Origin of the sequence: Agathobacter sp. LCP21S3_B2, assembly GCF_052118705.1 — a bacterium.
GTDB lineage: Bacteria > Bacillota > Clostridia > Lachnospirales > Lachnospiraceae > Roseburia.
Map to the genome: position 1 here is coordinate 193122 of NZ_JBQKGQ010000001.1, position 15447 is coordinate 208568.

15 protein-coding genes are annotated in these 15447 nt (G+C 41.1%); all 15 read left to right on the top strand.

Features of this window, described 5'->3' with window-relative positions:
- Positions 1-44 precede the first annotated feature (44 nt).
- Positions 45-665, top strand: coding sequence for an RNA polymerase sporulation sigma factor SigK (sigK, locus tag ACTQ1L_RS00915; RefSeq protein WP_173536574.1), 621 nt, complete (start codon positions 45-47; stop codon positions 663-665).
- Between the two features lie 91 nt (positions 666-756).
- Entirely contained in the window at positions 757-2289 is a 1533-nt protein-coding gene (locus ACTQ1L_RS00920) for a YifB family Mg chelatase-like AAA ATPase (protein WP_441365106.1), read from the top strand.
- The gene (gene dprA, locus ACTQ1L_RS00925; RefSeq protein WP_441365107.1) at positions 2286-3365 is read left to right on the top strand and encodes a DNA-processing protein DprA; all 1080 of its coding nucleotides are present in this window, start codon (positions 2286-2288) and stop codon (positions 3363-3365) included. The genes ACTQ1L_RS00920 and dprA overlap by 4 nt, the downstream gene beginning before the upstream one ends.
- Entirely contained in the window at positions 3365-5449 is a 2085-nt protein-coding gene (gene topA, locus ACTQ1L_RS00930; RefSeq protein ID WP_441365108.1) for a type I DNA topoisomerase, read from the top strand. Before dprA ends, topA begins: the two co-directional genes overlap by 1 nt.
- A 6-nt stretch (positions 5450-5455) precedes the next feature.
- Complete coding sequence (gene codY / locus ACTQ1L_RS00935; RefSeq protein ID WP_441365109.1) at positions 5456-6232, top strand: GTP-sensing pleiotropic transcriptional regulator CodY; 777 nt, start codon at positions 5456-5458, stop codon at positions 6230-6232.
- Between the two features lie 228 nt (positions 6233-6460).
- A complete protein-coding gene (gene flgB / locus ACTQ1L_RS00940; protein ID WP_441365110.1) occupies positions 6461-6850 on the top strand; it encodes a flagellar basal body rod protein FlgB in 390 nt (129 codons plus the stop codon).
- Between the two features lie 27 nt (positions 6851-6877).
- Positions 6878-7318: a flagellar basal body rod protein FlgC gene (flgC, locus tag ACTQ1L_RS00945; protein WP_308655786.1), complete on the top strand. Its 441-nt coding sequence runs from the start codon at positions 6878-6880 to the stop codon at positions 7316-7318.
- A gap of 29 nt (positions 7319-7347) precedes the next feature.
- Positions 7348-7662, top strand: a complete 315-nt coding sequence (gene fliE / locus ACTQ1L_RS00950) for a flagellar hook-basal body complex protein FliE (protein WP_321111756.1) — start codon at positions 7348-7350, stop codon at positions 7660-7662.
- Positions 7663-7675: 13 nt separating this feature from the next.
- Positions 7676-9277, top strand: a complete 1602-nt coding sequence (locus ACTQ1L_RS00955; protein WP_441365111.1) for a flagellar M-ring protein FliF C-terminal domain-containing protein — start codon at positions 7676-7678, stop codon at positions 9275-9277.
- Between the two features lie 6 nt (positions 9278-9283).
- The gene (gene fliG / locus ACTQ1L_RS00960) at positions 9284-10288 is read left to right on the top strand and encodes a flagellar motor switch protein FliG (RefSeq protein WP_441365112.1); all 1005 of its coding nucleotides are present in this window, start codon (positions 9284-9286) and stop codon (positions 10286-10288) included.
- Entirely contained in the window at positions 10281-11144 is an 864-nt protein-coding gene (locus tag ACTQ1L_RS00965; protein WP_441365113.1) for a FliH/SctL family protein, read from the top strand. Before fliG ends, ACTQ1L_RS00965 begins: the two co-directional genes overlap by 8 nt.
- Positions 11145-11165: 21 nt before the next feature.
- The gene (gene fliI / locus ACTQ1L_RS00970; RefSeq protein WP_321111760.1) at positions 11166-12479 is read left to right on the top strand and encodes a flagellar protein export ATPase FliI; all 1314 of its coding nucleotides are present in this window, start codon (positions 11166-11168) and stop codon (positions 12477-12479) included.
- On the top strand, positions 12479-12916 hold the full coding sequence (gene fliJ, locus ACTQ1L_RS00975) for a flagellar export protein FliJ (RefSeq protein WP_321111761.1): 438 nt from the start codon (positions 12479-12481) through the stop codon (positions 12914-12916). The genes fliI and fliJ overlap by 1 nt, the downstream gene beginning before the upstream one ends.
- Before the next feature lie 14 nt (positions 12917-12930).
- The gene (locus ACTQ1L_RS00980) at positions 12931-13830 is read left to right on the top strand and encodes a MotE family protein (RefSeq protein WP_441365114.1); all 900 of its coding nucleotides are present in this window, start codon (positions 12931-12933) and stop codon (positions 13828-13830) included.
- A gap of 22 nt (positions 13831-13852) precedes the next feature.
- Complete coding sequence (locus ACTQ1L_RS00985; RefSeq protein WP_441365115.1) at positions 13853-15427, top strand: flagellar hook-length control protein FliK; 1575 nt, start codon at positions 13853-13855, stop codon at positions 15425-15427.
- The last annotated feature ends 20 nt before the right edge of the window (positions 15428-15447 follow it).

Below are 15447 nucleotides of genomic sequence, written 5' to 3' on the forward strand. Positions count from 1 at the left end.
TTTTTACATATGATATTATAAGCAAAAAATGTCAAGGTGCCTTTGTGAATACATTTTTATCACCGCTAAGTAAAGAACAGGAGAAAATATGTCTTGATAAACTTGCGCAAAATGATAAAGAGGCAAGGGATGAACTGATATTACACAATATGCGCCTCGTGGCACATGTTACTAAAAAATATGCAGCAGGAGAGGAGGATACACAGGAGCTTATTTCCATAGGCACTATAGGGCTTATCAAGGCAGTTTCATCGTTTAAACCCGATTATGGGAACCGATTTGCAACATTTGCCATCCGGTGTATAGAAAACGAGATTCTGATGTATTTCAGAAACAAGAGAAAATCAAGGGGCGATGTGTCGATATTCGAGCCTATAGGCACAGACAAGGAGGGAAACCAGATACATCTTGTTGATGTAATAGAAAATGATCAAAATGATGTGCTCGAGGATATTTCACGGGCGAATGAACTTAAAAAGCTAAAAAATGGCATGAAACAGATGCTATCCAAACGTGAATACTATATTCTTGTAAAAAGATTTGGGTTAGACGGCAATGACGAGCTGACCCAGAGGCAGATTGCGAAGGAGCTTGGAATATCCAGATCATATGTTTCAAGAATAGAAAAAGCTGCCTTGAAAAAATTAAAAAAAATGCTTGAATAAGTGTTTACAAAATCATAAAGTATGGTATTATATAGCCATGTCTTTTATGCATTTGTCTATGCATTTTATCCCAATTGGAATAGGAGAATATATGTACAGTACAGTCAGAACGGCTGTTTTAGACGGAATTAATGCCATTCCGGTGCAGGTTGAGGTGGATATTTCTACAGGAATGCCTGTATTTGATATGGTTGGAAACCTGACACCGGAAGCAAGGGAAGCAAAGGAACGGGTGAAAACAGCACTTCACAATTGCGGGATTGCTCTTCCGGCAAAGAGAATTACAGTCAATCTCTCACCGGCAAATATAAGAAAAGCCGGTACAGGTTTTGATCTGCCCATTGCCGTGGCAATTATGATTGCAATGGGTATTATTGATGAGCAAAAGCTAAAGGGGTGTACTCTTTGCGGTGAACTCAATTTAAATGGTGAAATACTGCCTGTCAGCGGTATTCTTCCGATAGTTTTTGATGAATACGGAAGGGGAATTGAACATTTTATTATTCCGCATAAAAATGAGAACGAGGGGAAACTTGTATGTGGTGCAAAGATATATGGGATAAACCATCTGAAGGATATAATCGAGAACCTTGAAAGAAGTGATGACTTTTTTAAATCAGGTATAACTGAATCAAGGGACTGTGGTGGAAAATATGCTGATTTTGCAGATGTAAACGGTCAGAAATTCATAAAAAGAGCATGTGAAGTGGCAGCAGGCGGTATGCATAATATACTGCTTGTGGGGCCTCCGGGAGCAGGCAAAACGATGATAGCAGAACGTATGCCGTCTATTTTACCGCCGCTTACAGAAAATGAGAAGCTTGAGCTGTCAAAGATATACAGCGTATGCGGACTACTGGACAACGACAATACGTTAAAGGTTGACAGACCGTTTCGAAACCCGCATTATTCTGTGACACAGGCAGCTCTTATAGGCGGTGGCACCAAAATTTCCCCGGGTGAAATTTCCCTGGCACATAACGGTGTGCTGTTTTTGGATGAGCTGGCAGAGTTCAAGGGAGGCATGCTTGATTTGTTGAGAGCACCTCTTGAGGAACACTGCATAAGGCTTTCGAGGGCGGGGAGAAATGTGACTTATCCTGCAAATTTTCTGCTGTTTGGTGCGATGAACCCCTGCAGCTGCGGTTATTATCCCGATATGCAAAGATGCAGGTGCTCAGAGCCTACACTCAGGAGATATTTTGACAAGGTATCGCAGCCTATAATTGACAGAATAGACATATGTGTGGAAGCAACACCACTTAGCTTTGATGAGATAAGCAGTGCATCGGCAAATGAAACCTCAGAGGATATCAGAAAGCGTGTGATAAGATGTCATGAAATACAAAAAAAGCGGTATGCAGGTGAGACGTTTTTATATAATTCCAAAATAACAACGGATAAGCTGGAAAAATACTGCCATCTCAACAAACGCGAACAGAGCTATATGGAGAATATGTATGAAAAGCTTGGGCTTACCGCGCGTACTTATCATAAAATATTAAAGGTTGCAAGGACAATCGCTGATCTGGAGAGTTGTGAAGACATAAAGACAAAGCATCTCAACGAGGCAATATGCTACAGAAGCATCAATGAAAAATTCTGGGGAGGTGCGTGCGGATGAAATTTAAGCTTTGGCTTTCAGGACTTATGGAGATAAGCAATGCAAAGAAAAAGCTGCTGTATGATTGTGGTATTACGGCAGAAAAGCTGTTTTTTATGTCACAAAATGAGCTTAAGGATATACGCTTTTTCACGGACGAGGACAGAAAGCTTGTCAAAAAGTCAGCAGAAAGCTTTGATATAGACAGAGAATGGTCTATGTTTTTGCAGAAGGATATAAATCTTGTTACAATAGAGGATAAGGAGTATCCGGACAAGCTGAGAAATATAAATAATCCTCCGTACAGTCTGTTCTATATAGGAAAACTGCCGGATAAGAACCGCAAATGTGTATCGATAGTTGGTGCAAGAGGCAGAAGCGCATATGGCTGTGAGGTTACAAGAGCTCTTTCAAGAGCCCTTTCGAAGCAGGGAATACAGATAATAAGCGGGATGGCAAGAGGAATTGACAGAGATGCCCATTTAGGCTGTATTGAGGCAGAGGGGAGTACATATGCAGTTCTTGGTTCGGGAGCTGATGTGTGTTATCCCAGGGAAAATAGATTTTTGTACGATAAAATCAGGCTGTCAGGTGGCATAATAAGTGAGCTTGTGCCGGGCACAGGACCGCAGAAAATGTTTTTTCCGATGAGAAACAGAGTGATTTCCGGACTTTCCGACATAGTAGTTATAGTAGAGGCAAAAAACAGGAGCGGCTCATTGATTACGGCTGATTTTGCAATGGAGCAGGGAAAGGATGTATATGTGGTTCCGGGGAGGATTACAGATCCGCTCAGCTATGGCTGTAACAGGCTTATAAAGCAGGGGGCAGACATAATTTATAATATTGATGAATTTGTCTCAGATATAACAATGACAAGGCTTACGGAATGTACACAGATGGATTTCAGAAAAAATTTACTTGATAAAAAGGAGGCATTGGTGTATAGTTTACTCGATTTTTGTCCTATCGGTATTGGGACATTATCACAAAAAGTACCGTATGAATTGGCGGAGCTCTTTGAAATTTTGAACAGTCTCATAAATAAGGGATTTGTTAAGGAATCAATTTCAAATTACTATATAAGGAGTTTATAATGGCAAAGTATCTGGTTATCGTAGAGTCGCCTGCAAAAGTAAAGACTATAAAGAAATTTTTGGGCAAAAACTATGAAGTAATGGCTTCAAACGGACATGTGAGGGATCTGCCAAAGAGCAGTCTCGGAATTGATGTGGACGGAGATTTTGAACCAAAGTATATTACAATCCGTGGAAAAGGAGAAATACTTGCAAAGCTTCGTAAGGAGTCTAAGAAGGCTGAAAAAATATATCTCGCAACCGATCCCGACCGTGAAGGAGAAGCTATTTCATGGCATCTGCTTCACGCATTAAAGCTGGAGGGAAAGGATGTCAGCCGTATCAGCTTCAACGAAATCACAAAGAATGCTGTAAAAGAATCGTTAAAGCATCCGAGAAAGATAGACATGGATCTTGTTGACGCACAGCAGGCCAGACGAGTTTTGGACCGTATTGTCGGTTACAAAATCAGTCCTCTTCTCTGGGCCAAGGTCAAAAGAGGCCTTAGTGCAGGAAGAGTGCAGTCTGTTGCGCTTCGCATCATATGCGACAGGGAAGATGAAATTAACGCATTCATCCCGGAGGAGTATTGGAGTCTTGATGCTACGGTTGATGTAGAGGGCGAAAAGAAGCCTATTACAGCAAAGCTTTATGGAAAAGGCGACAATAAGATAGCTATTTCATCCAAGGAAGAGATGGATAAGATACTTGATGAGATAAGGGGCAAAGAATGCAGGGTACTTAGCATCAAAAAGGGACAGCGCACCAATAAGGCACCGCTTCCGTTTACAACAAGTACCTTGCAGCAGGAGGCTTCAAAGGCCTTGAATTTTCCTATATCAAAGACCATGCGTATAGCACAGCAGTTATACGAGGGAGTTGATATAAAGGGACAGGGAACTGTCGGTGTAATCACATACCTGCGTACGGATTCTGTCCGTGTGTCAGATGAAGCTGAGGCTATGGCAAAGGATTTTATTTCAAATAGCTATGGTGACAAATATCTTTCAAGCGGAGACGGAGTGAGAAAGAGCAGCAAAAATATTCAGGATGCGCATGAGGCAATCAGACCGACTGATATCAACAGAGTACCTTCTGAGATTAAGGATTCGCTTTCAAGAGACCAGTTTAGGCTTTATCAGCTCATATGGAAGCGTTTTACCGCAAGCCGTATGGCGAAATCCGAGTATGAGACGACAACCGTAAAGATTTCAGTGGGAGATTATGTTTTTAACTTCTCAACCTCAAGGCTTGTTTTTGACGGATTTGAGCTTGCATACACTGCAGCTGATGATGCAAAAAAGGAAAAGCAGCCAGTTCTTAAAAATCCTTTGACAGAGGATTCGAAGCTTACTGTTGAAGAATTTGAGCCTAAGCAGCATTTTACCCAGCCGCCTGCACATTATACAGAAGCGTCTCTTGTTAAGACACTCGAGGAGCTTGGCATAGGACGACCTAGTACCTATTCACCTACCATTTCAACAATACTCGCTAGAAGATATATCACAAAGGAAAATAAAAACCTTTATGTGACAGAGATAGGAGAGGTTGTTAATTCTATCATGAAGGATTCATTTCCAACCATAGTGGATGAGAATTTTACTGCAAATATGGAGTCTCTTTTAGATGCTGTGGCTGATGGCAATGTAAACTGGAAAACGGTTGTTGAGAATTTTTATCCTGATTTGAAGGAAGCGATAGACAAGGCGGAGAAGGAGCTTGAAAAGGTAACAATACAGGATGAGGTGACCGATGAGATATGTCCTGAGTGTGGACGAAATCTCGTGATAAAATATGGCCCACATGGCAAATTTCTGGCATGTCCGGGATTTCCGGATTGCAGATTTACAATGCCTTATCTTGAAAAAATTGGTGTGCCATGTCCTAAATGTGGTAAGGATATTGTGCTTAAAAAGACGAGAAAAGGTAGAAAATACTATGGCTGTATAGATAATCCGGAGTGTGATTTCATGAGCTGGGGAAGGCCTGTGAAGGAAAAATGTCCTAGATGTGGAGGATATATGATAGTCAAAGGCAACAAAATAGCCTGCGCTGATGAGCAGTGCGGTTACGTGACTGATAAAATGCCGGAAAGAGAGGAATAACAATTAATGGGAGTACAATTATTAGATAAAACACGAAAAATCAACAAGCTGCTGCACAATAACAGCTCTTCTAAGGTTGTTTTCAACGATATCTGTCAGGTGCTTACGGGTGTACTTGATTCTGATATTCTTGTTATAAGCAAAAAAGGAAAGGTACTTGGCTCAAGCGTTTGCAAAAATGTTGATGAGCTGCATGAGCTTATTGTTGATGAAGTTGGCGGCTATATTGATTCTGACTTAAATGAGAGGCTTCTTGGAATACTTTCCACAAAAGAAAATGTAAACCTGGAGACATTGGGATTTGGTGATGATACAAAAATGTACAAGGCTATCATTACACCGATAGATATTGCGGGAGAGAGGCTTGGAACGCTGTTTGAGTACAGAAGTGAGAGAGAGTATGACATAGACGATATCATTCTGACAGAGTACGGAACTACTGTGGTGGGACTTGAGATGATGCGCTCAGTCAACGAGGAGAATGAGGAAGAAAAGAGAAAGGTGGCTATTGTCCGTTCGGCAATCAGCACACTTTCTTATTCGGAGCTCGAAGCGATAATTCATATATTTGATGAGCTGGATGGTAATGAAGGTATTCTTGTTGCAAGCAGGATTGCAGACAGGGTAGGTATTACGAGGTCTGTTATTGTTAATGCACTCCGCAAGTTTGAAAGTGCAGGCGTAATAGAGTCACGTTCGTCAGGTATGAAAGGAACATACATTAAGGTTGTAAATGATGTGGTATTTGATGAGCTTAATAAAATCCGCAATAAAAATTCCTGAATTAGTAAAGAAATATAGTAAAAAGACCTGTGACTTATATGTCATGGGTCTTTTTTGAATAACCAGGCATTAAATAGAGTATATATAGTACGTAATTCGACAAAATTATACAATATAGTGTAAAAAACAACAAAAATGTCTTGTGTTTTGTGAATTTTACTTTATAATAAATATGATAGAGTACTTATGGAATATATAAATTAATCTGGAAGGTATGGAGGCTTATTAATGATATATTCTACAGCGTTTGATTACGTCAATGTCCTGACAAAGGCAGCAGATGCCAGTTGGAAAAGAGAATCAATAATAACAAATAATATTTCAAATGTTGATACACCGGGGTATAAGCGCAAGGATCTTAATTTCGAGAGTGTGCTTTCCGAGGAGCTTGGAAGGTGCAAGCACAAGTCACTTGACCGTAAGCTTGGAGAGCTGGATTTGTCAAAGCTGACTCCGAATGTATATACAGATCACTCAAATTATTCGTACAGGCTGGATGGAAACAATGTAGATATAGATACGGAGAATGTTGAGCTTGCCTCAGAGCGGATTAAGTACGAGGGGCTTACAAGCAGCATAAATTCACAGTTCGACCGCATGAGGAAAGCAATCGGATGATTTTAGGATGATTAGGAGGTTTACCGGATGGGATTATTTCAATCTTTTAATATAAGTGCATCGGGAATGACAGCGGAAAGGTTCCGTACTGACATTATTGCCCAGAATATTGCAAATGTTAACACAACATCTACGGCATCAGGAGGTCCGTACCGCAGAAAGATAGTTACTTTTTCAGAGAAAAATGTTACACCGTTCAGCCAGGTTTATTCAGCTTCAAAGAATGCGGCAGTTGGAAACGGAGTAAAGGTCAGCAGTGTCAAGTCAGATTATTCGACGGATTTTATCAAGGAATACGATCCTTCAAATCCGGACGCTGATGCTGATGGTTATGTTTCGTACCCGAACGTCAATACTGTGACGGAAATGACTAATCTGATTGATGCAACGCGTGCATATGAAGCAAATGCAACAGCGTTTGAATCAAGTAAGGCTATGGCTGAAAAGGGCTTACAGATTGGTAAGTAAAGACTATATGATTTTTAAGGAGTGATTTGATGGATATATCAAGTATTAACGGAATTTCAACAAATCAGATTGGCTCGATTCTGGATAATTCTTCTTTGAAAAAGACAGAAGAAAGCAATTCGTTTTCGGATGTGCTGTCGGCAGTGATGGGAAGCATTGAGGAGACAAATGATCTGCAAAACAGCGCTGAACAGGAGGAGATCAGATTTGCCCTCGGAGAATCAGACAATACACATGATCTGCTTGTTGCAGAAACAAAGGCATCTGTTGCATTACAGTATACAGTTGCGGTAAGAGATAAAATTATTGACGCATATAAACAGCTTATGCAAATGTCAATATAAGGAGTAATGAATAATGCCTGAACGTATACAAGCTATACTTAATAAAGTGGTAGCATGGTGGAAAAAATTTAATACTAAGCAGCGCACGCTTATGATAAGTGCGGTCTCGGTGGTTATAGTGGCACTTGTCATACTTGCAGTTGTGCTTTCAAGACCGACAAAGGTTGAGCTTGTGGAGGCAGAAAGTGCATCTGACGCCTCGAGTATCAAGAATGTGCTTGAGGATAACAATATTACATATGATGTGGACAGTAATCTGGTGTTTTATGTTAATAAATCAGATGAGGTTAATGCGATTATGGCTTTGGGAGACAATGGTATACCTGCTCAGGCGTATTCGATAGATAATGTCACTGATGGCAGTTTCTCCACTACTGAAGCTGACAAACAGAAAAAATATCAGGTCTATCTGGAGGATAAGCTTAAGGATCATCTGGAAAAACAAAAATATATTGAGGAGGCAAGTGTGGATATCACCATGCCTGATAAGGATGGCACGATTCTGAAGTCTGATGAGGAGGCTACAGCAGCCGTTACATTGGGACTTAAGGACTCAATATCTGATGATCAGGCTTACGCTATAGCAAGACTTGTTGCCACAGCTTTGGGGAACGATACTACAAAGGGCATTACGATTATTGATAAAAAGGCAAATGTTCTGTATTCCGGTGGAGATACCGAATCGTCGGCAGGAATTGCGTCATCTCAGTTGTCATACAAACAGAAGCTTGAGGAACAGGTTAAGTCCGAGGTCAAGAAAACCCTTGAAAAATCAAATGTTTTTTTCGGCATTGAGGTTGGAATGAATCTGGACATTGATTTCAGCAAGACTGAGATTGCACAGAAAAACTACACATTGCCTGAGGGACAGACGGATACGGGACTGCTTGATAGCCAATCGGATTATCAGTCTGATGCTACAAACGGACAGGCAGCAACCCCGGGAACCGATTCAAACAGCGATGATACAACCTACACTACACCGGATGGAACACCATCCGAGTCATCCATCACTGATTCCGATAAGAAATATCTCAATGATGAGAAAATAACAACAAGTAAGAATGATGGAGGAACCATCAAATATGATTCTTCATCAATCACAGTGGTTGCAACAAGATACAAGGTGTATGATGAAAGTACATTGGAAAAAGACGGTAAACTTAAGGATACAACATGGGAGGAGTACAAATCAAAACATGCTGACCCTGTAAAGGTTACTGATGTAGACCAGGATCTTATCACATCAGTACAAAATGCTACAGGAATTTCGCAGGTTTCTTTTCTTGTGTATGAACAGCCTGAGTTTATAGATAAGACATCAAATGCACGTTCACTTAGTGATATCTTACAGATTGTTATAACAGTTCTTATATTTGCTTTACTTGGATTTGTCGTGTTTAAGAGCACACGCTCAACACAGGAGGAACCACAGGAGGAAGAGATTTCTGTTGATTCACTCCTGGAACAGACCACAGAGACAAACGAACCGCTTGAGGATATCGGTTATAGCGAGAAGTCGGAGACACGCTTGCTTATTGAGAAATTTGTCGATGAGAATCCGGAAGCAGCCGCGTTACTTTTACGTAACTGGCTCAATGAAGATTGGGAGTAATATTTTATGAGTGATAATTACAGTGGCATACAAAAAGCTGCTATTTTGTTGATTACATTAGGACCTGAGAAGGCTTCATCCATTTTTCAGCATCTTAAAGAGGATGAGATTGAGAGCCTGACTTTGGAGATTGCAAATACAAGAAGTGTATCTCCGTCCGATAAAGATGAGGTTTTGGAGGAATTTTATCAGGTATGTCTTGCCCAGCAGTACATTGCTGAGGGCGGTATTGGCTATGCAAAGGAGCTTTTGGAAAAAGCCCTTGGAGAGGAAAAAGCACAGGGTGTTATTTCAAAGCTTACTGCATCGCTGCAGGTTCGTCCGTTTGAATTTGTCAGAAAGACAGAGCCAAGCCAGTTGCTTAACTTTATACAGGATGAGCATCCACAGACAATTGCCATGATTCTGTCATATCTTTCATCCGGTCAGGCAGCTATGATTCTCGGTGCGTTACCGCCTGAGAAGCAGGCTGATGTTGCAAGACGTATTGCGCAGATGGATAGAACTTCACCTGATGTTATCAAGGAGGTTGAGAGAGTGCTCGAAAGAAAGCTTTCATCACTTGTCAACCAGGATTACACAATTGTTGGTGGTATCGATTCAATTGTTAATATATTAAACAGCGTAGACCGCTCTACAGAGAGGCGTATTATGGAGTCTCTCGAGATTGAAGAGCCTGAGCTTGCAGATGAAATCAGAAAGAAGATGTTTGTATTCGAGGATATTCTGCTGCTTGATGACAGATCTATCCAGAGAGTATTGCGAGATGTTGAGAACGCTGATCTTGAGCTTGCACTTAAGAGCTCCACAGAGGAAGTACAAAATGTTATTTTCAGGAACCTTTCAAAACGTCTTGCGGCCATGATCAAAGAGGATATGGATTTTATGGGTCCGGTGCGTATGAAGGATGTTGAGGAGGCACAGCAGAAGATAGTTGCTGTTATCCGCAGACTTGAGGATTCGGGAGATATCGTTATTTCCAGAGGTGGAGGTGATGATATAGTTGTCTAATATATTAAAGCAGTATTATGTGACTGATGAGCAGAAAAAGGTTAGAATAATAAATAATAATTCAGCACTCAGAAAGCTGATACTTGAGTCTGTTAAGTCTGATGTTGGTACCAGAATGGATGCCGGTGCGGCAGAAACGGAAGCAGAAAATAAGACAGCTGATCCGATGACTGACGTAGGGCAGACTAATGAAGAGTTTAGTGAAGGCTTAAATGCAGATGTGGTCATCGAACAGAAAGCTGATATTGAAAAAGAAAAGCTGCTTGAAAACGCGAGGCTTGAGGCTGACAAAATTATAAATGACGCAAAGGCTGAGGCAGACAGGCTTATGGCTGAGGCGAAACAGCGTGCTCAGATATTATATGCCGACAATAAGTCAAAAGGCTATGCCGATGGACTTGAAGAGCAGCAAAACGAATTTGAGCAAAAAAAAGCTGATATTGAAAGAGAGCTTGCTGAGAAAAAGGCATCCCTGGAGGATGAATATACAAAATATTCAGACGAGCTTGAGTCAGACCTTGTTGAGGCAATCATCAGAGTATTTGACAAGGTGTTCCATATCCAGTTTGGAAAGAGCAAGGAGATACTGCTTCATCTGGTCAAAAATACAATATCAAAGGTCGAAGTGGGCAGGGAATTCAGAATTCATGTAGCCCACACGAATTATAAGTTTATGCTTTCGCACCTTGATGAGATAAAAGAGCGTATAGGAAATGATATTGATATTGAGGTGGTTAATGATGCAAATCTTGAGGCGAGTGATTGTCAAATAGAGACAAGCTTTGGAGTTTTTGACTGTGGCATAGACATGGAGCTTAATAATCTGGTGAATGATATTAAGGCCCTGTGCAGCTAGGAAAAGGAAGGGGCTACATAATTGTTAAAAACAGCAGAAAAATATTTACAGCTTATAAATGGCGAGTATTACAAATGTTTTGGTAAGGTTGCCAAGGTTGTAGGTCTGACAATTGAATCTGTGGGTCCTGAGGCAAGATTAAATGATCTTTGCAAGATTTTTCTTGATAATGACAGAAGTGATTTTGTGACAGCTGAGGTTGTGGGATTCCGTGATTCACATCTTATTCTGATGCCCTTTGATAATGTGGATGGAGTCGGTGCCGGGTGCATCGTTGAAAATACAGGGCATCCGCTCTCAGTGTGTGTTGGTGATGAGCTGCTTGGACATACAGTTGACGGCATAGGCAGAATTACGGATGCGGATTGTGATGATATAAAGCTTCCGGAGGCTTATCCTATTGAGGCTCCGCCGCCGGATCCTATGTCGAGGGAAATAATAAGTGAAGTGTTGCCGCTTGGTGTAAAGGCTGTTGACGGACTTATTACCGTTGGCAAGGGTCAACGTATAGGTATTTTTGCAGGCTCCGGAGTAGGAAAGAGTACCCTGCTTGGTATGTTTGCAAGAAATACGAGAGCTGATATCAATGTGATAGCTCTTATCGGAGAGCGAGGCAGAGAGGTAAGAGAGTTCATAGAAAGAGATTTGGGACCTGAGGGAATGGCAAGGTCGGTAGTAGTTGTTGCTACATCTGATAAGCCTGCACTCATTAGAAATAAGGCTGCAAAAACTGCTACAAGTATTGCGGAATATTTCAGGGACAGGGGTAAGGATGTGCTTTTGATGATGGATTCACTGACCCGTTTTTCGATGGCTCAGCGAGAGATGGGGCTTGCATCCGGAGAACCGCCGGTTACGCGAGGTTATCCTCCAAGTGTATATTCTGAGATGCCGAAGCTTCTGGAAAGAGCCGGAAGGGCTGACAGAGGCTCTATCACAGGTTTATACACAGTGCTTGTAGATGGAGATGATTTTAATGAACCTATTACAGACACGGCGCGTTCGATTTTAGACGGTCACATAATGCTCGACCGTAAGCTTGGGCACAAGAATCATTATCCAGCCATTGATGTACTTCAGAGTATTTCCCGTGTTATGAGCTCGATAGCCACTAAAGAGCATAAGGCCCTGGCCGGCAAATTAAAAAATGTGCTTGCCACATACAATGAGGCTGAGGATCTCATCAATATCGGTGCCTATAAAAAAGGCTCAAATCCCGATATTGATTACGCGATTCAAAAAATTGCTGCAGTTAATAATTTTCTTTGTCAGGGAACAGATGAAAAATTCAGTTTTGATGAAGAACTGGAGCTTTTAGAAAAGGTATTTGAATAATGGCAAAGTTTAAGTACAGCATGCAGAACATACTGGAAATAAAAATGAAACTCGAAACACAGGCAAAAAACGAGTTTTCTATAGCAAACCGTAAATATCAGACTGAAAAAGACAGACTTGATGAGCTTGTACTTAAGCGTGTGGGATATGAAACGAGGCTTAAGGAATCGCTCTGCGGGGAGCTTAATATTAGAGATATAAACAATCTGAAAAAGGATATAAATTCTATCAAATCAGCAATCAGAACCCAGCTTTCCAATGTAAAAAAGGCCGAGGATGAGCTTGAAATCAAGAGATATGCACTCAATGAGCTTATGAAGGAGCGTAAGACCCATGAAAAGCTGCGCGAAAAGAAATTTGATGAGTTTCAAAAGGAAGAAAGAGACAATGAGTCAAAGGAAATTGACCAGCTTGTCAGCTTTACATATAACAATTAATATTTGGAGGAATTATGGCTGAGATAAATGAAGTAGAGGACTCGAAAGAAGATATTAAATCCAAGCCTGACAAAAAAGAAGAAAAAAAGAGAAAAAAGGCTGAAAAGAAAGAAGCTAAACGTCAAAAAAAGCTCGAAAAAAATGGCGGTGAAGATATAGATTCTGATGATAATGATTCAGCCTCAGGCAAAATAGTGCTTGTGCTTGCCACAATATTGATTATTGTTATCTGGCTCGGTATTTTTGCAATACTGATAAAGGCTGATGTTGGAGGTTTCGGCTCCACATTCCTGACTCCTGCTTTGAAGGATGTTCCTGTAATAAACAAAATTTTACCGGATACAGGTGATGATTATGCCACAACTGAGTCTTCTTCCGAAAATTCAGGATATAAAAATGTCGATGAGGCTGTTGCAAGGATAAAGGAGCTGGAAAAAGAACTTGATGAGGCTAACACAAAATCACAGTCTGACGCACAGACCATAAATGATCTGAATGCCCAGATACAGGACCTTAGCAAGTATAAGGATGAGCAGGATAAATTTGAAGAGGAAAAGGAAAAATATGACGAAGAGGTTGTTTTTTCTGACAAAGCACCCGATATAAAAGAATATAAGGACTACTACGAGAGCATAGATCCGGCTAACGCAGAGGTCTTATATAAGCAGGTGTGTGAACAGTTGCAGGAGGATGATCAAATCAAGGATTACGCACAGACATATTCGAAGATGAAGCCAAAGGAAGCTGCAGCTATATTTGACAGCATGACAGATAATTTTGAGCTTGTCGCCAAGATTCTTAATGCAATGGATGCACAGTCCAGAGGTAATATACTTGGTAAAATGGATTCGAATAACGCAGCAAAGGTCACAAAGATTATGAATCCTACAAATACTGACAGCACCACAAAATAATCAAAAGGAAAGGAGGAGAAGAATGGCAGATACAAATATATCTGCGGTAGCAGCATTAAACCTTGTCACAACGGCATCAAAAGCAGGTAAGACGGTGCAACAGGTCATGTCAGCAAAATCCACAGGCTTTGATTTTAAGAATATACTTGGAAAGCAGACATACAATGGCACAAATGACAAGAGCAGTGTCGACAGGGCTGATGTGACATGTAAGGATAGCAGCAATGTATTTACGCGGACGTTTGATATTCAAAAGGCGGATGACAGCGGACTGTCAACGGCTGATGCCGATGAAATTACTAAAAGAGTGTCATCGCAGATAGTTGAAAAGGTGACAGAGGATTTGGACATAACGGAGGATAAGCTTTGTGAAATAATGCAGATGCTTGGCATTACATCAATGGAGCTGCTTCAGCCGGAAAATCTTACAGCGCTGTTTGCAAATGCTACAGGGATAGAAAACAATCCTCAGGAGCTGGTGTTAAATAGTGATTTTACCGGGTTGTATGCTGATGTGATGGATATTGTCTCGCAAAATCAGGCATTGCTGGAAGAAGTTTCAAATATGGAAGTGCTGGAAAACCCACAGGTGCTTGAGATTTTTTCGGAGCCTGACAATCCGGGTGAGATAAATACAGCTTCGGCGGAGGAAGATATTGCAAAGGTACAGATTTCTGATGTAACAGATGAGACTGAAGAACCGGTATTCCAACAGCCACAGGTAAAGTCGGAGACCATGGGTACATCAGAGACCATAAGCGCATCCGAAGACAACACTGTATCAGGGTCGCAAGGTATGTTAGAAACCGCAGAGGTTGAAGCTTCAAACATATCAGAAACAGCAGTGTCATCAGAAAGTATAGATTCATCTGAAACCGAAATGCAGCCGACAGACAGCAAAAGGGATAGGACGGATTTGGCAGAGGATACATTATCACAGCAGGTAAGTGATGAAAGCGTTAGCTTAAAATCTGAAAAGCAGGTCATGAAGACTGACTTAAACAGCGACAGCTCATCAGATGAGCGCAGCTTTGACGATAAGAGTGAAAACAGAGTACTGCATACCATGATAAATGAACAGATGCAGCCTGAGGGCGTTTTTGAAGCCTTTGATGTGCAGCCTAAATACACATCGGTTAATACAACTGATATTATCAGGCAGATTGTGGATCAGATAAGCATAGCCAAAACAACAGGTGAATCAGTGATAGAAATGCAGCTTAATCCTGAAAATCTTGGAAAGCTGTATATAAATGTGACTGAAAGAAACAGCGAGATAACAGCAAGGATTGCAGTGTCAAATGAAACTGTTAAAAATGCTCTTGAGTCACAGATGGCAGCTTTAAGGGAAAATCTGCAGGACGCCAACATCAGAGTAAACGATGTGGAGATAACCATTGCAACCCATGAATTTGAGCGAAATCTGGAACAGAATGCAGGCAATGAAAACGGCAGGCAGGATGGACAGCAGTTTACTCATCAAAGCAGCAGTAATGGTGGAATCAGAACTGGCCATAATGAAACAGCTTCCGATGAGGCAGGGCTTGCGGCACAGATTATGAGAGACAACGGAAATTCCGTTGATTTCATGGCATAATTAATTTTTGAAAGGAGAAA